Source organism: Gimesia chilikensis, assembly GCF_007744075.1.
Taxonomy (GTDB): Bacteria; Planctomycetota; Planctomycetia; order Planctomycetales; family Planctomycetaceae; genus Gimesia; species Gimesia chilikensis_A.
Genome location: NZ_CP036266.1, coordinates 4,051,311 through 4,077,101 on the forward strand (window position 1 = coordinate 4,051,311; position 25,791 = coordinate 4,077,101).

The window sequence follows — 25,791 nt, forward strand, 5'->3', positions numbered from 1 at the left end:
TATCAGATGTGGTTCGAGTCAGCTACCCAGGTTATTCTGAGCATTTTGACAGTCGCTGCCGTTCTGTGCCTGATCGCAGAATTATTCAGCCGCATGACTCGGCAACGCTGGCCTGCGATCGAACATGCACTCTGGATGGTCGTCCTGCTCAGGCTGGTCATCCCCCCCTTTCTGCCGCTGGGGGTTCCCGGATTTCCCTCTGCGAGCATGACACCGTCTCAGTCAGCTATCCCGAACATTTCCATCGCGAATACCAGTCCCGCTGACTATCCAACCGACATCAAACCTGGAGAGGCTGAAATCCGACAGCTGGAGGATGCTGAGCGTTTTCCTGATCCTGGAGCCGCGAATACACAGGTAGCTTCCGCTGACACAGTTGCATCGGCCAGTAAACCGGAGAGTAAACCTCCGCTTGTGAAACAGCAGGCGAAGTTATCTACTGCACAGCCCCCCGCGCTACGTTCCTCTGCCGCTATGCCTGGTCAGACTCAACCTGCTGCAGGCGCGACTACTGTGCATCCCCGGGATGCTGCTCTCTGGAATGCGTCTCCCATTGCCTGGAGTTTATGCGTCCTCTGGGCAGTTGGTTCTCTGATCGTGCTGCTCAGAGCCCTGCTCTCCATTCGGGCTTTTACGAAACTGCTCCCCCTTTCAGAGCCTGTCACTCCGGAAATTCAGTCTGCTGTGGAAGCGATTGCCGCCCGCACCGGTCTGCGAAAGGTGCCGACCGTCCGGATGCTGCAAGCCACGGTCCCGCCCCTGGTCTGGTCGGGAATCTGGCGAGTCCAGGTCGTTTTACCTGCAGAGCTTTCGGTTCTGCAGGAATCAACAACCCGCAACCTGCTGCTGGCCCATGAGTTTTCCCATCTCCGCAGACGTGATTATCTCATCCGCTGGCTGGAACTGGCTGCGACCGTGATCTGGTGGTGGTGTCCGCTGGTCTGGTTGACCCGTTCCCGTCTCCGCGCCGCCGAGGAGACGGCCTGCGATGCCCAGGTACTCACACTCTGGCCTGAGAGTGCTGAGGAATATACCCGCGCCATTGTAGAAACGGCTGGATTTGTGGCTCAGGCACAGTTTCAGACCCAGTTGGCAACCGGCGGTACGGGTTCCATTCGGCAACTGAAATCCCGCTTGCGACTGATCGAATCCCGGCGTCTGCGCTCCCACTCAGCCTTTGCCAGGACTTCGCTGATCCTGGTCCTGGCGGCGCTGAGCAGTCCGCTGCTGCTGGTGGGCAGAACGGTCAGCCAGACGCCCCCACCTCAAACCGCGCAAACAAATCCGGACGAGCCCTCCCGACAATCTTCTGCTGCGGACTCCAACTCATCAGCGAAAACTGTCCCACCAGTCACCCCGGAATTGCGCGGGGCACCCCACACCGCTTTACCGCCGGAGTGTCGGCCCAGTTACAACTCTTATGCAGTTCTTTCGCCTGATGGTCTACAGATTGCCTTTACAGGCAGATCTACCGGCCCGAATGGTAAGACCAAATACGGGTTGTTCTGTTTTGACAGATCGACCAGGAGAACCCGTTGCCTGATCGAGAATCGACTGAATACCAGGGCTGCCTGGTCTCCGGATTCGAAAAAGCTGGCCATTGGTAATTCTTCCGGCAAGAGTATTCGCTTTCCACTGCTTGTGGTTGATGTGCAGACAGGAGACATTGATGAAACCGGGGCCCAAGGTGCAGGCGCTGCCTGGTCGCCTGACGGTCGGTATATTGCTGTCTCCACTCAATTTACCAGAGGGAGTTCCTGGGTGGGGGGCATCCCCGCCGACGGTCGGATTGGCATCTGGGACACGCAAACCCGTGAAATGAACTATGTCAGTCCCCCCGGGATCAACCAGTCTGACCGCGATCTGAGATATCTGTTCGTCACCGGAGGCGTGCATCCCATCTGGTCAGACAATGGAGAATGGATTTCCTGGACTCAACTCACGCATGATCCTCTGCCCGGCAGTGATCACAACAGGAAAGCCGAAATCTGGGCTGCTCGTATCAATGGAACTTCGTTACAGCGGGTTTTCAAAAAATCGCGGTCTGCGACGTGGTTACCTCACCGGCTGATTCTGAAAGATGAGAAAACGGATCAGCATGCAGCTGTCCAGGAGTCGGAAAGCACTGTTTCGAAAGACTGGCCTGCCCTGCCCCTTGAACTTCGGAAAATGCTGACGGAGCAGAAAGCCGCTTCCCGGAGAGTCGCTGAATTCAATCCGGAAGTCGTCCTCAAAGCCAACCGTCTCTGGCAGAACCCGGAACTGGGCGGGGTCCAGTCCATCGAGTTCATGCATCGGATGTCCCCCGAACGACTCGATGAACGATTTCAATGGGATCAGGCAGGAACATTCCAGGTAGAAGTTGTCAACCGTGAGGATCGTTCTGATGTTTATGGAACTGGCTGGACGGTGATTAAACTTCCCGACGGTTCATCCTTTATGGCTGCGAACGCGCAGGCCTATCCGCGGTATCGCTCGGCTGAAGAGATCATGCAAGAACAACGTTTCAACAAGCTCTCCGCCCGGGAACTGGTGCGACGTGATATGCTGAGGCATCTCTCCGGTACCCGTTTGAATTTCACGGCGATCGACTGGGGGCGGAACCCGAATGATTATATCGTTGCCGATTATCAACAGGACGACAAGCACCGTTTGATCGATGTCCGGCCGGTCCCTTATGCTCGCCGACGGGCGAAGCTTAATGCGGGTGCCATGTTTGAGACAACCTCCTGGGCTTACATGCATGACGTGGCTGCGACCCGGTCTCTGTTGACCATCGATGACCGGAACCGCATCGTTCGCGAAGTCGCCTTTATTGATGAAAATGTGGTTGCAGAAATCGATCTGACAGACTGGATCACCACAGATACAGGTCAGCAGGCCCCCCGGCAGATTAAGATCAACTTTCCCGAAGAAGGTTTTCACGTCGACCAGCGTTTTCAAGTCACACCGGAGGGGCTCTGGATCTTAACCAGCGGCACTTCCCATTTTCCGGGGAAGCCCGCGCAGAAAGAAGAAATCGTTGATTTGAAAATCAACGCCGGGTCCAAAGCGTTGCAGGCTGCGGTGCAACAGGCACGCAAGCGACATCAGGAGATGACAGCCAGGACGGAATCCAAAAACAAGGTGGCGCTGCGAGGGCTGACCCCCTTCGAACTGGGTGCGACGTATACGTTCCAAGGAACACCGGATTCAGAACAGAGTCAATTCCGGCCGGTGTCGCTCAAATGGATGCCGGTGAACAAGTCGCTCAGCAAACCGGGCGAATGGACGGGGGCTGTGACGGCCCCGACTGTGGAACTCAGTTTTCCGTCTCTGAACCACAACACGCTCGACAGTGACACCAATTTAATGCTGGTGCTGTATGACGAAGATAAGCTCCCCTTGTATTCAGCGACGGTTCCCGAATCAGCCGTGATTGCCAGCAACCGCCCTGCCGATCAGGTATTGAAGCCAATTCTGGATCAACAGAAACTCTGGCTACATTCTCAAGAGACGCCGCTCCCCAAGGCCACATACCAGTTTTGTTACAAAAACGAACAAGGACCGCGGGAACTCCCCAGTGACAACCCGATGATCGGACGTGGCATTGCATTGACACTGGCACTGGACAGTCTCCGCAGTCATCCTGAGCGCTGGAAAATACCAATCCAGTTTTCTGCGAACTGGAACGGTCGCCCGGTGAAGGTACTGGGCTTGAACGGCCCTCAATTTGAACACAGGTTTGGTTCAGGTCTCGCTTATCAATCCGGCCGTGCTTCCTATCAAGGAGGGTATTTCAAAACAACGGGCAGAGACCTGGTCCTGGTCGTCGACGCTGAAACCGGCTTTCCCCTGGTGGAACGGTCTGCTGGCATGGAAATTCAGTTCCGGGACTACGTGGAAGCCGCTCCGGGACAGTTTGTCCCCCTGCGGATCCTCTGTAAGATCGCAGATTCCGGGTTGGACCTGCGTTTTCAGGTGCTCGACGGAAAACTATGGCTGTTTGATCGGGAAGCAAACCAGGACAATCAGTCTGACGTCTTTGTCAGCGATATTTTGATCGACGGTCAGGTCCCTCAGCAGGTGGTGCAATCTCAAGCCCCCGATTCGACCAGAAAACTCCCCTGGTTCCCCTGGGACGAACTGACAGCACGAGCGCCAATTCAGACGGGAGACCAGCTTTCCGCCTCCATCGCCACTTATACGAAGCCCTGGACTCACCCCTCATGGACCACCCTGGGGGATGTTCGTGTGGAATCGGCACCAGACAACACGCAGTTAATGCGCTGCAGCCTGCGGTCGTATCCGTCACTGGGAATTGCCCGCTACTGGACGTTGACAAGGTTTTCCGGGGAAACAGCTGAGCCACTGACGTGCGCTGAGACCCTGGTCAAAAGGGAACAGCGTGAGGTCGCAGTCGTTCCCTTTCAACTTGATCAGACGAGCCTTGTGCCCCCGCCCGTCTTCGATGCTGCTTCACCAGACAGACGCGGGGCCCTGGGAGGATCGGCATCATCGGAAACGCGGGTGAGGTCATTTTCTATTCACCGCGATCAGCAACAACGGGCAGTCATCACACCAGAGATCCTGAGCACAACCTATTACACGGGACAGACGGTCCGCATCACCGGCGTACTGCTACGCGATGGGACCGTGGTAGCTTCAGGTACCAGTTCAGATTCATTCCGCACATACCAAACTCCCGTCAGCTCCCAGCAGTCTCGGATTCTTTTGCAGAATTCCGACCGCCAGACAGGCACGTCGCTCCTGCTGGGCCACCGCTCGGTCGTAACCAGTGCGCCCGTGGGGAGTACATGGGGAATGTTTACTGGCTTCCATTTCCAGGATTTCCCACCAGAGGATTTACTTGCAAGTCGATATGCAGAAATCAGGGAGATTGGTCTGCAGGGCATTTACTTTAAACACGTGAGAGAAATCGAACGACAATTCCGGCGGGACGGACACAGCCAGAGGCTTCACAGAGAAATGAAAAACTACCGGGATGGGCTGCAGCAGATTCTCAGCGGCAAGCAGGACGATGTTCCGGCTGCGATTGCACTGGCCTGTCGACTGGCCGGGTTTTCCGAGAGTACAGCCTTCCAGGCACCACTGCAAGGCCTGCTGCATGATCCATCACAAAACGTGCGGGATTCTGCTGCCATCGGACTTGGATTGCTGGGCCAGGCAGATGCGATCGACCGATTGCGAGAGCTGGCTGCCCAACCGGAACCTGACCAGGAAACGGTGACAGACCAATTAGAGCGTTATACCAGGCAACATGCCACGTGGGCCTTAAAACGCTGCGGAAAATAACTAATTCTCATAGCAGAAGATGATGTGTTTTCTCCCAAATGTGAGTTATGACTAGTTTGATAATCACTTTTGAAATTGGCCCGATACGCGGACGCTGAAAAATCCCGAGTAACCTGAAGTTACCCAATATTACCTCAGAGAGCCTCACAGGTGGCTGGGCTGTTAAGGACTGCCCACACCGCAGAAAGTATTTGACTGTTGCTGCACAGTTGGCAAAATAGACAACACCTTTTCAGTAATAATTGTAACGGTGTTAGTATTATGTCAGACAGAGAGCTCTCCCGGCAGCAACTATACGAAAAAGTCTGGTCCGTCCCAGCGTCTCGCCTGGCAACAGAATTCGGACTTTCTGACGTCGGGCTGGCAAAGCTTTGTAAACGCCATGATATCCCCCGCCCCCCACGTGGTTACTGGGCCAAGAAAGAAGTGGGCAAAGCTCCAGCACAAACACCACTCCCTCCAGGCGATAATGACGACCAAATCATCGTTTCCTATGTAGAACCAGAACGCTACGAAAAATCAGGATTGAGCGGGCAGATTCAAAAAAGTGAAACGGAAGAAGAAAAGCCTGAGAAGAAAATTGAAGTTGCCAGCAGTTTAAGAGGTGCCCATAAGCTGATTACCACAACGAAGGAAGAATTTATCGGAGCTCAAGCAGGTGATGCTGGAATCCTGGTTCCTGATCAAAATCCATCCTTGAACATCAGCGTCACTCGAAACTGCCTTCACCGTGCGTTTTTAGTGATGGATGCAGTCATTAAAGCACTGGAGCTGAGAGACCTGACCGTCTCTGAGGGCCCCACTGTTTCCATCTTCGGGGAATCTGTTGCTTTTGGGATCAAGGAACGTATCAAAGTCACGAAGGAACTACCTGAAGAACATGACCTCACAGGTGCTTACCAATTTGCCTATAAAAACTACGTGACGCACGAGATCGCCACAGGGGAATTATCTATCTATATCGATGAACCGAATTCGTATCGAATAAGTAGTTATCGCAAGCAATGGAGAGATGCCAAAAAACAAAGGGTCGAAGACTGCTTAAACAAAGTCGTCAGCGGCTTAGTCAAATTTGCCGCTCGCAAGCGAGAAGTCAGACTCGAGGATGAAGAACGTGAAAGAGAATACAAACGAGCCGCCGAACAACGTGCGTTAGAAAAACAACAGCGAGCGGAGCTGCGACAACAACAGGCTGAGGAACAGGAACGGGTAAATAGCCTGGTTCAGGAAGCCAGATCCTGGAAAACCAGTCGTGAGATTCGGCAGTACCTGGACTTCATACGTGAATCGAACAAATCCAGTTCAGGGGCTATTACTTTATCTCCTGAACTGGAGCAATGGCTGTCCTGGGCCGAAGATCAGGCTGACCGCCTGGACCCACTCAAAGAGTCTCCGTCTTCGATCCTCGACCTCGATATCCCGGAGGAGCCTCGATCGTGGTTCTAACACCGACTCGGTACCGTCTGGCACAGTCACGTGAAGAAATTGAACCCCTGGTCCAACTCTGCAGAGAGGGCAAGGTGTTCCAGGTCCAGGAATGGATCATTGAGAACAGGCCAGTCGATCCCCCAGCCCCTGCCAATGGAGGTAATCAAAAACATACCCCGCTACGGTACGCGATAGAGCGTGGTTTTCACAGTCTGGTAGAAGTGCTGCTGGAAGGGGGGGCCTCGATCGGCACTGAATATGGCTACTGTCCCATGAGGCTGGCGATCTCAAAACAAAGGCTGGACCTGGTAAAGCTGATCGCAGATCACGGATTTCAGGCGTCCAAGATCGACATGGATGAAGTCTTTGAGTCATGGCAACCTGAAATCATGGAGTATTTCATCGATAACGGTGCCGACGTGGAAACAGGCATGCCACTGGCGACTGCATTGTGTAATCGAACCCGGACCGCACTTCGGATATTCAAAAAATACCGGGAGCGTTTTCCCAGCTTTCCGGAACAGGCTAATGTGGCATTGCGCCATCACTGCCAGGAAGGAAACCTGAAGTGGGTCTCACTACTGTTGTGGGCAGGCGCTGACCCGTTTACCCCCGGTGAATCTGAGCCTGGCAGAGAAATCGATCCCGAAGATGGTGGACTATCCGCCCTCGGCTTTGCAGCACTCTGGGGAAACTACAAAGTATTCTCCTTAAAACAGGTCAAGATAAGCCCCGATCATCCAGCGGTCTACGAAATTTTGAAATACGCCGACAGAGACGAAGGCTACGACCTGATCCATGATCTGCTCAAACAGGGAATGAATCCGAACGAGCAGGACAATGGAGGCTGTTCTGCTATCCAATCCTTGCTGATTTCACTGGACTCGTGCATGTTCATGAGATACAGCTCCAGGGACGATCATGGCAGGAAATATGATACAGAGACTGCACGCAACAAGCTTAAACTAATTCATCTGCTGGCGAAGTACGGCGGGAAATGGATACCTGCCGAGACTGGCGAGATCACAGAAGCTCGCCGGTCACTATTGAAAATGACTGCTGACTACACCGTGGAATTCGCCTGGATCATGTCAAAGTATCAAGGGTGTTCGAGAACGGACATCAAGACTCTGCTAAAAACTCCCACGATCAAAAAACATACCAAAGAGAACCGCCAGCAGCTGGATGAACTGATCGATCAACTCAGTACTGAATAGTCAGCCGGGAATTCATCTCAGTCTTCGCTATAGCCATCCAACCCCATTCCCCCCTGATTTGTCTTTCAGTATCCCAGGCAGCGTGCACACATAGGTCTATTATGAAAGTGCAGGATTCGACTGCATCGATGCGTAGCAGCAGCAACCTGATTAATCGAGAGAGACAGGGATGTTAGAAATTTTATTTTAATCCATAAAAATATTTTTTCATTTCACCTAACCCCTTACTAGAGTAGGTCATACAGCCGAATACTCGTTGACGATGCCATATTGATCTTCGCGATTATGGTTTTGAAAGTCATGCTGAAGGTCTGTTGGAGCCAAGGGGGCTTCAAGACCACATTCGAACACGCCAGAGGAAAGTTCAAATGAGTAATGCAGAGAATTCCAAACAGTTGGTCAAGTTCTATGTTTCACAAGACCAACACGATCTAATCAGAGTTGCCGCGGCTCTGAATCGGAGGAGCATGGCAGCTTATGCGAGACAAATCGTGATCGCCGATGCCAAAACCGCTTCGACTTTGTTGCCGCCAGTCAAAGGAAAATTGAGTGGATGAGTCATCATGGGAAAAGATTCTCGGATCTGGGAGAATCTAAAAAGCATTATTTACATTCATCATCGTGTAATAGAACAGCTCTGAAGGCGAAGATGAAGCAATCGTATTTATAAAAAATAAACGTCGACACAAGCCTGCAAAACCAAGTGCCGACGCTCGTAGAAAGCAAGGACTATGTTAACTCAAAACCCGGACCACGGAAAGTCGAATGTTACCGCAAAAAAGCAGCGCACCTCTCGAAAGTTATCCCCTCGAACATCGATTCAAACCTTCAATGATCTTTGCAGGAACGATGATGATGACAAGTACGGAAGTGCGTCCAAATCCCTCCACAAAGGGGAAACCCCTCAGAACACATTGAATGAGGAGGCTCGTAAAAAGTTCCTTAATCAGCGCGATCCAGAAGATGTGGATCGTGGCACTTTCGTCCCCAAAGAGGTGTTGTCCATAACCGGAAATGCTGCCGACGCTCTGACACTGGCACAGATTCTCTACTGGATGAGAAAGTCAGGCAAACGACCGATACCGGACAAGGATCTTTATTTCACATGGAATGCGTTGTCATCAAAAGAGCTCGGCGAACAACTCTGTCGAACAGAGGACGAGATTGAGAAATCACTCAAGCGGTTGAAGACTTCTGGGCTAATCGACTGGAAGACAAAAATGTTCGGCGGCTTCCGAAAGCGTCATATCTGGGTCAACTGGGAAAAGATCGCCAGCAAATATCAAAAAGTAAGGGAAGAAGAGAAATGATTGATTTAGTCAAAAGGTGTGCCTGCAGCACCTATTGCTTTCACCAACCTGCCAAATGGCAACTTGGAAACCGCTCTCTGTCTGGTTGGTCAGCAGGTAACCCGCCAAATGGCGGAAACATAACTAAGAGTTACCTTACATAAGAGTTCCTACAAAAACTTACTCAGAAACAGGGCACATCTCGGCTTCGCCGTCAATGTGCCGGGATCCCATTATTTGATCGGGAGAAAGAAGAACAAATATAAGATCTGCTTTCTCCTGGTGTTTACCCCGATCACCAGGATACGGAGACCAAACCGCCATTTGGCGAATTGGTCGAGAATCAATTTCGACAGGAGAGATGTATGTTTGGTTTAGATGATAATGAGCGAGACGCGATCAAAAGAGAAACCCGTATGGTTTCCCTCACCCTTGAGGTGCTTGGCTTAGAAGATAGTACATCGCGAGTTCGTAAGTCTGGATTTGCCTCAGACTGTCCAATGCAACGGCTTACTTTCGAGGGGTTCAGATCCACCTTCTGGAATATGCCGATCCATTTAAATTATGAGAATCTATACAAGTTAATAAATCACACTTCCTGTAGACCGGGCAAAGTGTTGACCAAGCCTCAGAAAATGATAGTTGCTGAGAAATATGAAGAATGCCTGCTTGATGCTTCACCTGAAAACAGAGGACGACCAGTCGGGATGATTTTCCCCTACGATCGCATCAGGGGGGGATTGATCATGCACAATGCAGATTTCCTGCTGAATAGATCGAATAGTGATTGTCAGGTTCGGTGGAATGTAAATGGCCAGCCAAGATGTATTGAACGCTATGCGTCTGTTCTGAGGTATTTACATGACTCCGGATGGCAATCGGGCATTGAGGAGAAAACTGATCGGACGCCTCCATTCTCCCCGATTCAGCTTATGCAAATCGTTAGCGATCCGTCTGCACTCAGGATAATGCTGTTTTTGAACGAGTTATCGAGCCAGAGTCCCAGCATATCGGAAGATCTGGCAGCAGCATCTGCTGAGATTCTCCGGAAACAGCATCGGCGCTGGATTTGCGTCAAGCAGAAAGACATGGCCTTGAAGACGGGATTAACTCACGATCAGGTCAAACGAGCCGTTGTGTGGCTCAAGAAAGGAGGTTTGATAAGCGTTCATACACAAGGAAGATTGAACTGTTACTTCATAAAGACTGACACTTGTTATCACATTTTAAAGGACTGGACCTAAATGACTAATCAACAAACATTCCCATCCCCTCAGAACCTTTGGAAACAATTCGCTGAAAAATTGCGATTTCAGTATTGGATACGCAGAAATCTTACCACTGGACAAGGCGATGATCAGATTTGGTATGAATTAGCGCGGGCCCTGACGTCTCAAATCATTCCAATGGGATTGTTCATCGATTCACAGTTTTATTCATCAGAGAAACTATACAGGTCTCCTAGCCCAAGGGAGCTACTTGGCCAAAAGGCGTTTCAAAGATATGAGAAATATCATAACAAACAAGCTGATAAGCTTGAAAACACGATGGTCATAAATTTGCGATCTCAAATTCAGAAGGCCAGAACTGAAATAAATTGTAAGATGGGATTTAGCACATGCACTTTAGAGAGCGCAGTCAGTTACATTCTAGTTACTGAGGAAGATGAACTGTCCCCCCTGTTTTGTTACTGCCTTTTATCTCAAATGGAAAGACTCTCATACATGACACAAGACTATTTTGTGAATGCTGTGCTTGAGTACGTGCCACTAAGAGATGAATACGATGCCGTATGGGGCTCGCACATTCCCGAAGGCTTTCGAGAATTGGCTTTGGATACTTACTGTAACCTGTTCGCTCCTGACCTTGAAGGGAGCCGTTCTCTCGTACAAAGCGAATAAGTTAAAGCACTTTTAAGAATTTAATACTTACTCTTTCGATTTCGATGACATGTCGGGTGGTGGGATCGGATAAGTTGAGTGTTTTACAAGGCTCGGGAAATCACTGCTATCCGTCCCTTCATCCGGGTAGTATGACGGCCTCTTCAAACTGACAACATCTGATTCGCAGATAGCCCACGTCGTATAACACGGCTTGGGCTATCTGAATCTAAATAACGCTTTTTGAATCCAAAAACAGACTTCAAACGGATTCTAATAAATGCCACTTTTGACGCTAACCTGAAGTTCTGACACCAGAACACGATAACGAGCGGACTTAATATTTTTTTGAGAACGTCTTGGACCATGCACTTATCCAGGTTCAGGTCAGCTACCAGTTATTTGAGCTTTCAGCTTTCCTTTTCCAACTGTTTCAGCCTGTAGACATCAGCGATGCCCAGGCCGGCATACATCTTCTTAGAGCGGAAAAAGTATCCTCTGTGATTCCCATCTTCCAGACGATCTCTGCTCCCCAGTACCTGACTCATGCTGCGGATTTCGAAGTTGTTTTGTTCCTCTGTGTAGCGTTTTAGTTTCATAGATCTGGTCCTTTTACTGAATACTTGAAAACATTATTTTCGAATTCACTACTTGAGAAGAAGGTTACAAAAAAAACTAAAAATAATTTTCAACCTATATGCGGCCATTTTTGTCGCATAAACAAGGTTCTAAAACGCTCCCCCTCAAAGAGGTCATCTATCTGGTCTTGCTCACCTGTCATACAATGTGGGTTTGCACTTTACCAAGTCAAAAGTGCCTGACCAATTTGTAGTAGACATTAACAAGGAGAAAAAAATGTCGCTTACGAATGAACCCCCTCAATTGAACATGTTCGCACCGCCGTGTTGGCGCTGGAATACGGCTTGCGAAATCAGCGAATCCTCGCTTGCGGATCAGATCCTGGAAGATCAGATCACTCAGGATGCTGTTGACTATCTAAAGTCCCAGGACGAAGCCCAGTACCCAGAAATTTATGAAGCCTGCCAGATCTTTCAGGAAGACGGTCTTTGCCGTGCTGAGATGGAAGCACGCATTCTGGTAGGACAATCTGATGCAGAGATCGCCGTCCACTGCGATCTCACGCAGGAAATTGTTGATATTTATGAAAAACTATTCTTCAGTGTGCGACATCGGACCACGCCCTCCGACTGGCTGCTTAAGCACACGGTGGGGCCGCCTCACTTTACAGGTTTTAAGGATCACCATCTCAGACAGCTCTGGGCCTGGTTTGCCCTTCATGGAGTACCTGAGGTACTCGACCAAGTCATCTGGGCCTACTACGAAGAACTCGAACATACTGATGACACGGGCTTGTCCATCTATCTCCATCCCGGTTCCTACGTTCATTCTGACTTACAGGCCATGATCGCGGACTGTGTGACACCATACTTCCCGCCACTGTATCAGTGGGATCATGTTTTTCTGCGATACTATCAGTTCATTCAGGAGTTGCCCATATCTGAAGAACTGCAGACACCCCCATCCCAAAACTATCATAACAAGATCAAAGTTGCTTATGGTGTCCTGACTTCAGGTCTGAAAGTGATAACCGCCGTCTGGGATTGCAATCTGCCTATTAAAGAATCTCCGACTGAAGAGATAGAGAATATTCTTCGAATGCTGGACTTACAGAAGACTGCCAGTACCTAAGCCATGAGTCCCCCTATGCCGCCCTGTTTTCCAGGTCATAACTGGGGAATCCCAAAATTTGTAGTGCATAAGCCAGGAGAAATGTATGAAGCGTGACCAGAAGATCGGCAAATAGAAGTAGCATTACCTCAACCAGGGTAAACAAAGAACATGTCGGACGAGGTCAGAAATCCGCATAAGCGGAACTGAGTGACCAGGAAGGGCGTCTGCAGGAATACCATGGCCGGTATAACGGCAAGCACATCAGAACCCGAAGGATCGTGTCAGTGCCGCTGTAGATAAGCCTTTCCTGGTCACCTCGTCCCTGTTTCAGGCGATCAGCCTCATAAGCCGTCCTCGTCGGCCAGGAGCGTGTCTGAATACCATAGGACATCCAGAACATATTCAAATACCCGCACCTGTCTACCCACCTTGGAGGGGCAGACAGGTGCCTGATACGTGACAACATCTGGTTAGCAGATTCCCTGTGACATATAATCTGACTTGATCGTATTCAAGTCGAAAAAGTAATTCGTGAATTCGACCTTAACCTTAGAAAGGAATCTAAGATGATTAGAACTAACGCCACTGTAAAAATGGATCCGTTTACCCCTCCCTGCTGGAGGTGGGAAGTTGCAGAACAGCTTTTTAATAAACCGGCCCTCGACGAAATACCTGATGACCAGGTAACCCGGGATGCATTAACCTACCTCAGAACCGGGGATTCGTCCCAATTCCCCGAGATGCATACTTCCAGACAGATCTTTCTGGAAGACGGGTTGAGGCGTGCAGCACTGGAAGCGAGGATTCTGGTCGGGCAGACAGATGCCGAAATTGCAGAGCTCTGTAAATACACGCCGGAACTGGTTCAGGTTTATGCCGATCTATTTTTCTGCGTGCGTGATTTCCCTAAAGCTTCTGACTGGAAACTCAGGTATGCCGTCGGTAAGCCACATTATTACGGTTATCAAGACCACAACCTGCGGCAGATGTGGAACTGGTTTGGTCTGATGGGAGAATCGTTGGGATTAAATCATGTGATCCAGTCTTACTACGATGAACTCAGGCCAGATGATGAGCCCACTCTGAGTGTTTATTTACGCCCCACTTCCAGTGTAGACCTGAGACTGCAGGCAGTGATAGCAGAATGTATTTTCCCGAACTTTCAGCCCGAAAGCAAATGGGAGTATGAGTTTGCGTACTATTCCCAGCTGATTAATCTGCTCCAGACTCAAGAAGAAAAAAGTAGTGCTTTACAGGAATACAAAAAAGACCGCATCAAGTACGTTTATCAGTATTTAAAAGGCAAGATTAAAAGCCAGCCACCTGAACGGAAAGAGTACAGTACAGCCTCACGTTCTCCAGTCAGAGAAATCCGCAAGATTCAGGAGCGGCTGCGATCACTGGAGTTGGGGGCACCGAACCCGATTTAGCCCACTTGATCATAAGGTTCCGAGAACAGAAAAAATCGTTGACACCACCATGGAGAACTACGATGAGCTGGGACGTTAAGGAGAGCGGGATCGCATACTTTTACAGAAGCGAACGTGTAAACGGTAAACCGACGAAAATCTATGTGGGCCGGGGGCGAAAAGGGGCAGAAGCAGAACAACAGGATCGTGCACGTCGATTGCAGCAGCAGCGTGACCGGCAGCACTGGGAGGCCATACTGTTCCAGTCTGAGCGGGCAACTCTAGACACTGCTGAGCTGGCATCACTTGTCACGCTGCTGCACAAGGCGATTCTTATCAATGCTGGCTACTACCTCCACAAAGGGCATGAATGGAGAAAACGGAGAGCAGTATGACGGAACCAACAAGAACCCCCGGTGAGCTTGAGAAAAAAGCCCTGGAGTCGGTTATCAACAAGGCGAATGCCGGGAACCTGGACGCCCTCAGGTTGTTACGGAAGTTTCTCGATCAGCAACCTCAGATCTGGGATGAAGTAGGAGACGTCGCGAAGATCGCCGAGAAAGCGTGGATTACACTGATTGCGAACGGTGACTCCCTGGTCAAGGAATCACTGCAGAAAAAACTGGCTGCACTCAAACAGGAAATCCTGGGGGACTCTGATCATATCTTGGGGAAGATGTTGGCAGACGTGATTCGAGCGACCTGGCTGGAGATGCATTATCTGATGAGCGTCGACGCTGACGCCACTAACAGAACGGCTGGCCAGAGCACGTTGATGTTAAAACGTCTTGAATCCGCACAACGCAGATACACATCAGCAATCAAACAGTATTGCCAGATCAAGAAAATGCTGCCCGGCGAACACCTTCAGCCGGATCTCAGGATTTACAGACCGCAGCAAGATAGGGCATAGAGTTAATAGTTTCAAGGTCGCCACCAAGCTCAAACCAATATGAGGACAGCACAGGGCTGCACGCATTAACTCGTGTTATGTTGGTCACGGCCATACGCTTTATCCATTTCAGCAGGTTCTGACCATACATGTTGAATGTTTCCGTCGTTGAATGTTGTGTCAAGGAATCGCTCGAAGACCTTCTTCCCATTTTTGTTCATGATACTGCGATCCGCATTCTGCAAAGTAGCACTATCACCAATCAAGATCAGCTTATGCCTTGCTCGTGAGAATGCAACGTTCAATCTACGTAGATCTTCTAGGAATGTTAGATTTGCTTTTCCACTTCTTGACGTTCGCACACAGGAGAAGATAACAATGTCCCGCTCCTTTCCTTGGTATGAATCAACCGTCGCAACAGAGTCGGATTCAAGATGCAGAAGCCCCCAATCACGAATGTGACCGATTGCCTCCCGAATCTGAAATACTTGATTGCTATAGGGAGTAATGATCGCGAAGGAGATTTTAACTGATTTTTTTTGCCCCTTTTCTTTTTGACGCTCTAGAATTTTGTGATTGGCTTGCTTGGACGCTTCGGCAAGCCGCTGAAGTATTTCGACTACCAACGCGACCTCAAGTGGATTGCAGAGACTGCGACTTGTTTTTCTCTGCTCGCCACGGATTTCTTGGTTTAATGGTATCTCCATCAGTTTGGGCTTTCTCTGACGTGGCCAGTCTCGAGTGTCAACCACGCAAATAGGTGAATCGAAAGGAGCGAAGGGTAATCCGCGATGGAGTGCGTCGCCGCCGGACTGGATGAGCTCTGGATCGTCGTAAAACACGTCACTCACTAGACGCGCGATCGTAGGGTGCATCCGATACTGAGTAGACAGAATGGCTCGATTACTTGAATGAACCTTAAATATATTTTCAAAATTGGGTTCTTTGATTTCAACTCCCTGTAACAATTCAAACAGGCTGATTGATCCATGTAGGGGATTCACACCAGCTTTCATCAGGTGCTCTTTCAAGTCGGGGAACATTGTCGGCGGCAACTGCTTATGATCTCCTACCAAGACCCAGCGTCTGCCGAGCCTAAGTGGGATCATTGCTTCAGTTTGTGTTGCACGACTCGCTTCGTCTAAGATAACAACGTCGTAGGTAAGGTCGCCGAAAGGCATTGCCCGACCAGTGCCGATTCCGACACAAGTAGCACAAACCAAGTCGACATGCGAAGCAAGGCTGTCCCATTCTTTTTGCTCGGCAGCCGCTGCTTCCCGTGCCATCATTTCGTTCTTGACCAAGCCAAATAATCCACCATAATCCCAGGGGCGAAGGATTGTGGATATCCCTTTTGCAGCCAGTCGCTGCCTCAGTCTGACCTTAGATTCCATATCTCGCGAGTCATAATGGAGTTTTTTGACCGAATCTGAGATCTTGCTAAAGTTGCCAATACGAACGGCTAAGACTCGATCTGTGGCGATTGAGATTCGTTCCAGCGCTTCGTCTACTGCAAGATTCCCTTGCGAAACGAGTAGTACTTTTTTGTGCTCTTTCAATATAAGTTGTAGAACAAGTTCGACGATGAACGTCGTCTTGCCAGTGCCAGGTGGCCCCTGGACCATAGCAACGCGGCTAGACTCACTCATACTTCGCTGCAACGCAGTTAAAGCAGATGCATTATTTTCGATATGCTTATTGTGCAGAGTGAGCGGCTTCTTACGGAAACTTCCAAGAAAATTCAGCCATCCGCCACAGGATTGCAGGTTACCACTCACGTAGTTATTAATAGATGCGTCAGTGCGAACCTGGGTCAACGCTTCCCTCTGAGTGCGTACCGAAATGTCGTCCGATGTCCTCATAAGATGTTTTGCTTGTCGTGCATCTCCCCACACGAGGTTCATCCAAAGCTTTCGCTGGTCTGCTTGAGCTACGACCGCGCCAGCTACAGAAACCTGCACTGAGTTATAAAGTACGACCGAATCGCCTGCTTCCCAGTCACGCTTCCCTGTGCACTTTGCAACAACTACTCCATCATACCCTGTGTTTTCAACAGCGAGGTTGAGTAACTTTTCTTCCTCGGCTGTTTCCTGTGTGACCAACTCTTGAATAGCAAGGTAATCATCCAATTGCCCGAAGTGGTGATCTAGCTGCGCGGACGTCAGATGCCCAAGAAGATAGGATCGAAAACGATTAAAAAGTAGTTTTGTTTTTTGTGGCTTAGTACGTTTGCGCCACCAAACCTTAGCCAGATTTTGGAACTGCGTCGGCTCTTTTTTGGACCAGGTATTGAGCCAGCGGTAATACTCCTCGTTTTTGTTAACAAACTTTTTCTGGCTGGCCTGAAGATGGGTGACCGAACCTGATGATGCTCCAGTGTGCTGTAATCTTGTTTCGTTATGCTTAAACGACCAAAAATATTGTGGATAGTTCTTGTTATAATCTTCTAAGGTTGCAAACCGAACCAAATTCCCCCCTTCGACTGCGGCTTCTTGCTCACGAAGTTGTTTGAACAACTTTTGGTGGGTTTTTCTATTTCTCCAAAGAACACGGAAAGTTGCGAACAAAGATGAAATTGCTGCCAAGACTGTAAATTCTCGCGGTGACTGCCACTCTGGATAGGTTGGATAGCCATCTGGCACCGGGCCACAGGTTGGCGCCGCTGGTGAGTCCAGGCCGATTAACATGAAGTCTTTCGCGTCGTGCTGCCTACCATTTCGGATGACCAGGCGGTGAAGTTTTTGTTGTGCCCGTGGCATGTATGACAGGCTGGGCAAACGAATTTCTTCAACTCGAAGTACTTGAGTTCCAAATGCCTCAACCAATCCCAGCTCCATGTAGATCCATGGGGACGCAATCACCATGAATTCACGTCTAGATGTTTGAGTCGTCACCCTGTCGATTAATGGCGAACAAGAACGGTCGACCAGCGAAACGACGCAGGTACGTCCTCGAAACTCCACTACTTCGACCAACACAGAATCACCAACATTCATGGTAGGAACAAGTAACCCTGCGGCGTTGGATTCGCGAAGTTCGCACCTAACTCCACACAACTCGCCGATCGAAACAATACCTTGTTTTCCTAGTTCATCGCGATCGGTAATCTTAAGGACCGCCCGACTCCCTTCAGGAAAGTAGTCTTGGTCAAATACCATCCACGACGCGCCGCGTACCAGCAACATGAATTGGAGCCAGAAATTTGGGTTCTTGGTCGTCGGACACAGTGGCTCGCCAGTTTCAGGACAGCGGTATCGGTTGCGTCGAAGGATAGCCCACCAAGAACGAGAGTCACTAGCGAACACCTCAGGTAATAGCTCCGCTGCTTGCTTGCCTTGATCCACTGCCTTCATGGAAGCATCAAAGACTTCCTGGAATTGACGTCTTCGCCATTGCGGAATCCATAAGAATACAATCTTAGTCCGACCACGAGTCCAGACGAAGTAGAGCATTTTCACTAAAATCGCGACTAGAAAGGACACTGCGCAAATGAGCGGCACCAGTACGAGACGTACCATGAGCACGATCAATATAAACAGCATGTAGAGTAAATCGCCCATTTAAATATTCTCAACCCCAAGGTGAATATAAGGAATCAGGTATTGGATGACGATGAATTAGCGTTTTTGGACATACCGAATTCCTCTCCGAGAGTATATCCACTCGGGCAGGCTGCTGCTATTTCACGAAAATCTACAATACCATTTCTTAACCGGAATTTTTGAGTTGCGATATCAATAACCGGCTTGAAGATTTAAGAATGGTTCTGGTACAGAGCACCCAGTTATCCTTCCATCGCAAAATTCAGCGATGATTAACCTTCCCACTATTTTAGACGGTAAACTGATAGATAAAAAAATGCAGGCAGGCCACCTGAGAGGGTGGCCTGCCTGTTTTCACCTTTGTGATTCATGCATTGCCAATGGCCACAATGCTAATTCATCCGTCTAATATTGTCTCTCCAGCCAACAGGTTGAGCGTCATATCGTCATCAGTAGAAATATTTCGCAGCCAGCGGGTGAACTGGTGCAGCATCATTCCGGCGGCGATACTGGCCGTATAGATGGTGCTACGGGAAGTGCAGGCACCAGTTTGTGCTTCTCCCTGGGAAAACAAAGTGGAGTCATAGTGTTCCCGTGACTTCGAATCAACGGCCGTCAGGATTCGCAACACCTCCCCCCGTATCCGTCCGTCGCACCAGAACGCACACTGATGTCGCAACGATCGCCAGATTGCGGTTCGACTACTGATCGAATCCACACAAATAAATACTGCTTCTCCTGTCTCCCTCCCTGGACGGAAACGATCGATTGTCTGCTCTACTTCCAGACTGGCATCTATATCCCGTAATGCCCGCGTTGTGGCTTCCACTTTGTACTGCCCCAGGTCCGGTGCCTGATAGCCCTGGGTGGTGATGTTGGTCGGCTCAACCTGGTCGAAGTCGATCAGCTGCAACCGCTGTGCTCCCAGGCTTGCCAGCTGCAGAGCCACCTGTCGCCCAATAGCCCCTACTCCTATTACCGTGACAGGCAATCGTTTGAGTTTCTCCATCGGCACCAGGTCTGACTGGCGGACAAAACGATCAGATACAAGATTCATGTGTTCTCCTGGTTCTAACTCGAAGTATGAATGTAAACGGGATTGCTCAGATAGGAAAAACGGGCCACTGCTCCGAACAGGCAATTTCATCCTCAAACCATTCGGACAGGCCCCAGAGTGGGGACAGCAGTGCCTCGTGAACACTCTGACGGTACTCATCCTCCCAGGCACTGTGATTGCTGGCAGCAAACTGCGGTTTGAAATCAACGCCGACAGACAGTTTCTCCGCCTTCGATCTGCCGGAGTGCTTTAACTCTGCGTAAGTGGCTCCATTACGGGCGAGTATGAACATCACCGCCCAGTCACAGTTCCCAAAGACACGGGCGAATGTTTCCACATCCACCTGACTGGGGCGAGCGGAATTACCAGGGTGCGTGTGTATCCAGACCCGCCCAAACTGTTCAGGGTGCCGTCCTGCATCAATCTGGTCGTCAAAGAAATCGGCGACGGCAGTATCGTCAAAGGCGACCGTGATGTCGGTGCAGGTTTGCTCGACCAGTACGATGTCTTGGACGAATTTCGGATCGTCCGGTTCGGTAATTCCAAAACCACCCACTTCGGTCGGTCCCCGGTCACGCAGGTAGATCAACTTGGCCCAGGCATACGGACTGAACCGTAGCGGACGTGTTTTGCGCTGCTTCGGACGTTTCCGCCGGGAACGCTGCAACAGGCGTCGTGTCAGGGGCTGGGTTCTCGGGTGTGGCATCTTCATTCTCCATAGATTCTTCAAGACAGGATGAACAGGTTTGATCAGACAGGCAGGAACGACAAAAGCAATCACTGCAAGAGTCACATTCAGAAAGACAATCGCGACAGAACGTGTTATGGCAGGTCTCACAGGTGTCAGCACAACTGGAACAGAGGTGATCGCCGCAAGTAGTACAGTTACGACGGCAGTATTCACAGATCTGGTGTTCACAGATGGAACAGGGACGACTCTCTTCCTCGGACATCGAATCGTCACAGTCAGCGCAGGATGAATTCCACCAGTTTTCCAGAGGAACATACGCTGATGCCGGGTTATAGGTCCGCAGGATCTGCTGCACCAGCAGGAAGAAATCCCCCAGACGCCCCTCTGCCAAGGTATAGCTGAGGAGGATTTTCCCCTCGCCTTCGCAAAGCATGTCTCCTTGGACATGGGGATGATGGATGTCATCCGAGCCGGTTTGAGAGAGCGAGATGACCCGATAGGGCTGGGGGGCACCGATCTCGCTCCAACGGAGCCGGATTTCAAATTCACCGAGGTTGACTTGACTCAGAACCACTTCCGGCGTTCGGACCACGATTTCCTGTTCTGACCACTCGATACGGGTTTCATCGAATTCATCTGGCAATGCACAGAGTTCCGCAGTCAACTCACTCAGGGATGGGAGTCCCTTTGGTCGCTTGAGGGCGACAAGCTCTCGGTGGTACATATTTAATTCATGAATTAAACGGGAGACATTGTCTTTGTATTGCTCCAGGCAACGCTCGAAGGCGGCTGGATAATGATGTTGCTGGGCTTTCGTCAGCAACCGCGAGAGACGCATAATCCGCGTCCAGTGATCTACTGGCGGCGATTTAACAATTGGGAAAGCAGTCGCCTGCGACTGATACTGCTCCCGAACCCTGGCAGCAGCCCTGATCCAAAGCCGCCGCGAGTGTAATCCGTTCATGATCTGGCATCTCCTTGAAAGAAACGAGGTCACCTGCTCTGGCAAGTGACCTCCGTGAAAGTAATTACTGATAAAACTCAACGTCTCTGCCACTCATTCCGGGGTCAGCGAGAGGTCGGACGAATCTCCTCACTACTTGTCAGAGCGGTGATGAGCATATGGCTGTTAAGACGTTGTCGGGCTCCCATGGGGGCCCGTATTGAAGAGATGATGGTAGATAATAAACATTTATAATCTGTCGAGATGTCGCCCCCTCGATCTTCACAGGTGTGATCGAAACGCGATCGCCCTCCTGCAAGATATAGTCGGCGGTGGTCGGCTGACGGTTGACGCGGATCAGGTAGTCCTGGGGACGGCCGTGTGAAACCCGCTGCTGAAACAGGGCTTCCACTGTCATGCCTTCTGCGATCTGAATCTGATCTGCAAAACCTGAGCCGTCGTTGTTGATGAATAAGATCTGCATATGTATTTCCTTGTTCAAGAACACCACTTTGCTGTTGTGGTTGAGTTTCAGTAATTTTCCGGCAACAACACAGTGGTCGCCGAACGATCTGCCTCGGTGATAATCCAGAATTTGATACCGCCTGCCGTATGGTAGACAGAAAACAGGCGGCCCCCCGTCTGCAGGGCTGCTTCATTGGCACCGCAGTCTTCGAGGCAGCAGTCTCCCCAGTCTCCGGACAGGTGCCGGGCCAGAGCCCGCTGTACTTCATATTCAGGAATTTGTTGCAGGACATCAGACGTTGCCGTAATCTGTCCCGCTGTGAAAGAACGCTGGTTCTGTCGAATCATCATGATTCCCTGGAAATGAGTGTGATATTTGATGTCTGTTCCTTCAGGCCAGTCCCGGGAATCTGCCGAACGGCTGTGAAAACAGAGAGACATTCGACTCCAGCTCCCAGGCATCCCAATCCATGATCTGAGGTGATTGATTATCCGGCTCCGGATCAAAGTTCACATTCAGTGGATCTGCCAGACTGAAGCCCCGATTTCGGATCGCATGAATGTCTTCACCGGTGACTGAGGCCACAGCATTGTCCAGGTCTTGTTGGGTCATCGTTAACTCCTTGGAAAAAAGAACGACCACCCGCACAGGATGGTCGTGAGAAATACACAACCACCCCGCACCAGACGAGGTAGAATTACATCACGGGCTGGAAAACAACCAGTGTTGATTAAGCCAGTCGTGTTCTGCTGCCAACGCACCAGAACGACGCGAGAACGGCCCCAACAGGGGACCGTTAACCGGAGACAGGTCGGCCGTCCATTGCCCGTCCGCTGCCGGTTCAACATAAGATCCACGATTGATCACCAGTGCCCCTAGTTGAGTCAGGTCAATCGTTTCGGTATAGATGCAACGGACCAATCCCGCCTGATTGATGATCAATTCCATGGTTACTCCTCCTGAGGGCTTCGCAGGATATTCCGACGCGGGCGATCAATGAGCAGACCATCCAGCGAGGACTGGACTCGCGCCAGTCGCGTGGCGACCTGCTGTCGCAAAGTACCATTCTCCCGTAACTGTTGCGGATGGATGCCCCCCACAACCTGCTGTGCCTGATCTACCAGGTCATCCAGCTGTTCGTTGGAACGGACATTCAATTTTCGAAAGCGCGCAAAGAAATCGGTGAGGTTGGTAATGGCTGTGTCCCGGAATACCTTGGGATTACCATCAGACTGCCCACTCAGCCGATCAGTCAAATGGTCGACCAGTTTCGTGAGCTCATCCAAGAACGCCTGTTCTGCGAGTTGAACCGCTTCATCAAAACGCAACTGCATCCTGTGACACTCCTGTTCGTAGAGTTCAGGGCTCAGCTGTTGCAGATAACGTGGTGGTTCCACCGCAGGATAATCATGTTCAATGTCAAACATGCCGATCAACGAATGCGGATAGTCGGCCGGATTGAATAACTCTCCCAGTCGGTTGCGGGCAGCGGACCGCAGTTCATCAAAGTGTCGGTTCAAATTGGTTACCGCTTCGTTCAGTTCCTCTCGAAAACCGGACATACGCTGATCAAATTCATGGATGTCAGATTGTTTAATCAAGCGGATGCCGGGTTCCGGATAGGGAAGTGAAACTCCTTTCCAGTAGGCCACCGCACGTCCGCGTACTGCTGTTACGGCTTTGAAGGCCGGATGCGAGGTATCCAGAAGTTTTTTGCCAGCGGACAGAAACTTTCCTTCAGCACCAAATGAATCCGCAGCCTGGCTCTTCTGCGGGGCTGTCAGAGACTTACGTACGCCCAGCCAGGTGAAACTGAGCCGGGCAGCCGCCATCGTGCTCTGCAATCGCATGGAAGCCGTGTTGTGCGTTGGTTCGGTCTGTGGTTCTTCAAGCATGGAATGACTCATGAGGACTCCTTTGTGGCTGGTGGAAATGAAAAACGCTGCCAGATCTCAATTGAGCAGGCAGCGTTGCAGCGTAAATTTATGTGAATTATTTGTGACCGATTTTGTCGGTCTGATTAGCGAAACATACTATGAGACCGGACCGGCCACGACGATGTCAGACGATACCGGAGAAATGGCTTAGGGGAACATTCTGCGGCTCATCAGTGTCAGAAAATTGGACAAAGCGACTTAATCAGTCTCTGGTTTTGATTTCAGGAAGAATCAGAGTTCCGATCTGACCGGTTTCACTGAAGTGAGCCTGTTCGGCAGATTCAGGGGTTGAAAACAGCTCTGGTGTCAGAAATTCGGTTCCCCCGACATTGGTGACAGCATACTTCAGATTTGCTGAGTTTAGCTGTGTCCGTAGCCGTTGAATATCATCGGACGTCCAGATCCGATCAACGTTCGCATCGCCAGAGTAAATTTTCAGCAGATGAGTATCCTCGGGATCCATCTCCTCGGCCCAGAACTGCAGTGCGGCAATGATAAGGAGTATATCCTGTCGGGTGAGCATGGTGCTCCTTCCTGGGACGGGGGCGTCAGTTGATTGAAGAAAGGTGTTTAATACTTCGACGGGATGTTCTCCTGGGAGATTCCCAATGGAAGATGCCGGGCCGGTCAGCATCCAGACAACGATCGTTGGCCCACGTTCGCAACTGCTCGACAGACTCAGCCGCAGTCACTGCGATGGGAACCACGTAGAGCCGTGCTTCCAGCAATGTCACATCGAGCAGGCCCGCCAGCCGGCAGCAACTGCGGATCTCAGCACCAGTCCAGTCCGTATCTTCGGGACGTTCCTGCTCCGGATTGAGCCCGAATAACCGAATGTACTGTTCCCAGATCTGATTTTTCTGTTCCAGTCCTGGTAGATCCAGAAAGAAGATTCCGTCAAACCGTTCGCTGCGTCCGAATTCCGGCGGTAGTTTGGAAACGTCATTCGCCGTACAAACTACGAACACATCAGACTGATGATCGGCCAGCCAGGACAAAAAGGTCCCGAACATACGGGAGGAAACACCGGAGTCGCCATTACCGTTCAGACCGGAAAACGCCTTCTCGACCTCGTCGATCATCGCCACACAGGGAGCCATCGCCTCGATCACGCTTAACGCCTGCCGTGTCCGCGCCTCCGACTGCCCTACCAGCGAACCGAGGAGGTTCCCCACATCCAGGTTTAGTACAGGACGCCCTACCTCCTGCCCCAGAGCCTTACAAAAATGGGATTTACCGCAGCCGGGCGGAGACAGCAACAGAACGCCCCGTGGACGCTTCCTGGGATCATCGCAGCTCGGTTGCTGCAAAGCCCGCCTACAGAACGTTTTGAGGGCTGTGAGGCCTCCCAGATGGCTGAAATCGTCCTCACCCCGGTACAGTGACAACAGACCACTCTTTTTCAGGGCCTGAGTCTTGAGTTCCCAGACGGCGTCAGCAGTGATACGTCCCTGTCGCACGAGGCTCAGGCTGAAGGCGTTCTCAGCCTCCATCCGGGTCAGGCCGGCTGAGGCATCAAGAACCAGCTGGAGTGCATTTCCCTCAGGCATCTCCCCTGCCTCGGTGGCGATCCCCCGGGCGATTTCTTCCAGCTGTCCCCGATCGGGTAACTCATGTTCAACCACAACAAACATTTTTTCCAGTTCGGTCGGAATCTGAACGACTGGGGCCAGCACCATTACAATTGAGCGGTTTTGCTTTCCGGCATTGATCTGACGCAACAAGGCCTGGACGACTTCTGCCGATTGCATGAACCGATGGAAATTCTGTAGAACGATAATCGCAGTTCCGTCAGGTGTCGCCAGCGCATTGACTGCACGGATCGCCGCCAGAGGATCAGAACCGGATGCTTCTGGATCAGGCTGACCGGGGATCTTCAATCCCGCATCGATATCCCAGGTCGCCAGTTGCCACTGTTCGTCACGACAGAGCGCTGCAATTTCGGTCAGGACTTCCTGGTGTTCGTAAGATTCAATCCAGATTCCCGTAAAGCAGGCCCGGATATATTCTGTCAGTCGGTTTCGTAGTTTCAAATTATTCCCCTTCCATTTTA

At 50.7% G+C, this 25,791-nt stretch carries 21 protein-coding genes; 10 read left to right on the top strand and 11 right to left on the bottom strand.

The genetic code is table 11. The features are described from left to right. Positions 1-6 precede the first annotated feature (6 nt). The 6 genes from HG66A1_RS15425 (at position 7) to HG66A1_RS15450 (ending at position 11,130) form a co-directional block, all read left to right on the top strand. Positions 7-5,295: a M56 family metallopeptidase gene (locus tag HG66A1_RS15425; protein WP_145185627.1), complete on the top strand. Its 5,289-nt coding sequence runs from the start codon at positions 7-9 to the stop codon at positions 5,293-5,295. Positions 5,296-5,721: 426 nt separating this feature from the next. After that, positions 5,722-6,741 (top strand): hypothetical protein, encoded by a 1,020-nt coding sequence (locus HG66A1_RS15430; RefSeq protein ID WP_232106846.1) that lies wholly within the window; start codon positions 5,722-5,724, stop codon positions 6,739-6,741. Continuing rightward, the gene (locus tag HG66A1_RS15435) at positions 6,732-7,940 is read left to right on the top strand and encodes an ankyrin repeat domain-containing protein (protein WP_197997159.1); all 1,209 of its coding nucleotides are present in this window, start codon (positions 6,732-6,734) and stop codon (positions 7,938-7,940) included. The genes HG66A1_RS15430 and HG66A1_RS15435 overlap by 10 nt, the downstream gene beginning before the upstream one ends. Before the next feature lie 731 nt (positions 7,941-8,671). Next, positions 8,672-9,250: a hypothetical protein gene (locus HG66A1_RS15440; protein ID WP_145185636.1), complete on the top strand. Its 579-nt coding sequence runs from the start codon at positions 8,672-8,674 to the stop codon at positions 9,248-9,250. Between the two features lie 344 nt (positions 9,251-9,594). Next, positions 9,595-10,473 carry a hypothetical protein gene (locus HG66A1_RS15445; RefSeq protein ID WP_145185639.1) on the top strand — a complete coding sequence of 293 codons (879 nt, stop codon included), beginning with the start codon at positions 9,595-9,597 and terminating at the stop codon, positions 10,471-10,473. After that, on the top strand, positions 10,474-11,130 hold the full coding sequence (locus HG66A1_RS15450) for a hypothetical protein (protein WP_145185642.1): 657 nt from the start codon (positions 10,474-10,476) through the stop codon (positions 11,128-11,130). 389 nt (positions 11,131-11,519) lie between these two features. Here the strand turns inward: HG66A1_RS15450 and HG66A1_RS32815 are convergent, their stop codons facing one another. Then, a complete protein-coding gene (locus tag HG66A1_RS32815; RefSeq protein ID WP_145185645.1) occupies positions 11,520-11,708 on the bottom strand; it encodes a hypothetical protein in 189 nt (62 codons plus the stop codon). A gap of 256 nt (positions 11,709-11,964) precedes the next feature. Between HG66A1_RS32815 and HG66A1_RS15460 the strand changes: the two genes are divergently transcribed. From HG66A1_RS15460 to HG66A1_RS15475, 4 genes are all read left to right on the top strand, one after another. Beyond that, positions 11,965-12,819, top strand: a complete 855-nt coding sequence (locus tag HG66A1_RS15460) for a hypothetical protein (RefSeq protein ID WP_145185648.1) — start codon at positions 11,965-11,967, stop codon at positions 12,817-12,819. 548 nt (positions 12,820-13,367) lie between these two features. Continuing rightward, positions 13,368-14,231 (top strand): hypothetical protein, encoded by an 864-nt coding sequence (locus tag HG66A1_RS15465; protein ID WP_145185651.1) that lies wholly within the window; start codon positions 13,368-13,370, stop codon positions 14,229-14,231. A 62-nt stretch (positions 14,232-14,293) separates the two neighbouring features. After that, complete coding sequence (locus tag HG66A1_RS15470) at positions 14,294-14,605, top strand: hypothetical protein (RefSeq protein ID WP_145185654.1); 312 nt, start codon at positions 14,294-14,296, stop codon at positions 14,603-14,605. Further along, positions 14,602-15,123, top strand: coding sequence for a hypothetical protein (locus HG66A1_RS15475; RefSeq protein WP_145185657.1), 522 nt, complete (start codon positions 14,602-14,604; stop codon positions 15,121-15,123). The genes HG66A1_RS15470 and HG66A1_RS15475 overlap by 4 nt, the downstream gene beginning before the upstream one ends. 65 nt (positions 15,124-15,188) lie before the next feature. On the opposite strand, the gene HG66A1_RS15480 is transcribed toward HG66A1_RS15475, so the two are convergent. The 10 genes from HG66A1_RS15480 to HG66A1_RS15525 form a co-directional block, all read right to left on the bottom strand. Continuing rightward, positions 15,189-18,662, bottom strand: coding sequence for an AAA domain-containing protein (locus HG66A1_RS15480; RefSeq protein ID WP_145185660.1), 3,474 nt, complete (start codon positions 18,660-18,662; stop codon positions 15,189-15,191). Positions 18,663-19,041: 379 nt separating this feature from the next. Further along, positions 19,042-19,701, bottom strand: coding sequence for a ThiF family adenylyltransferase (locus HG66A1_RS15485; protein ID WP_145185663.1), 660 nt, complete (start codon positions 19,699-19,701; stop codon positions 19,042-19,044). A 46-nt stretch (positions 19,702-19,747) separates the two neighbouring features. Next, positions 19,748-20,407 carry a Mov34/MPN/PAD-1 family protein gene (locus HG66A1_RS32020; RefSeq protein WP_197997160.1) on the bottom strand — a complete coding sequence of 220 codons (660 nt, stop codon included), beginning with the start codon at positions 20,405-20,407 and terminating at the stop codon, positions 19,748-19,750. 1,088 nt (positions 20,408-21,495) lie between these two features. Further along, positions 21,496-21,819: a MoaD/ThiS family protein gene (locus HG66A1_RS15495; protein ID WP_145185666.1), complete on the bottom strand. Its 324-nt coding sequence runs from the start codon at positions 21,817-21,819 to the stop codon at positions 21,496-21,498. Between the two features lie 47 nt (positions 21,820-21,866). Continuing rightward, on the bottom strand, positions 21,867-22,241 hold the full coding sequence (locus HG66A1_RS15500) for a hypothetical protein (RefSeq protein ID WP_232106847.1): 375 nt from the start codon (positions 22,239-22,241) through the stop codon (positions 21,867-21,869). Beyond that, complete coding sequence (locus tag HG66A1_RS15505) at positions 22,192-22,413, bottom strand: hypothetical protein (RefSeq protein WP_145185672.1); 222 nt, start codon at positions 22,411-22,413, stop codon at positions 22,192-22,194. The genes HG66A1_RS15500 and HG66A1_RS15505 overlap by 50 nt, the downstream gene beginning before the upstream one ends. A gap of 90 nt (positions 22,414-22,503) precedes the next feature. Continuing rightward, positions 22,504-22,749, bottom strand: a complete 246-nt coding sequence (locus tag HG66A1_RS15510) for a hypothetical protein (protein WP_145185674.1) — start codon at positions 22,747-22,749, stop codon at positions 22,504-22,506. Positions 22,750-22,751: 2 nt separating this feature from the next. Next, complete coding sequence (locus HG66A1_RS15515; RefSeq protein WP_145185677.1) at positions 22,752-23,708, bottom strand: hypothetical protein; 957 nt, start codon at positions 23,706-23,708, stop codon at positions 22,752-22,754. 232 nt (positions 23,709-23,940) lie between these two features. After that, the gene (locus tag HG66A1_RS15520; protein WP_145185680.1) at positions 23,941-24,261 is read right to left on the bottom strand and encodes a hypothetical protein; all 321 of its coding nucleotides are present in this window, start codon (positions 24,259-24,261) and stop codon (positions 23,941-23,943) included. A 25-nt stretch (positions 24,262-24,286) separates the two neighbouring features. Next, entirely contained in the window at positions 24,287-25,771 is a 1,485-nt protein-coding gene (locus HG66A1_RS15525; RefSeq protein ID WP_145185682.1) for an AAA family ATPase, read from the bottom strand. Between the last annotated feature and the right edge of the window lie 20 nt (positions 25,772-25,791).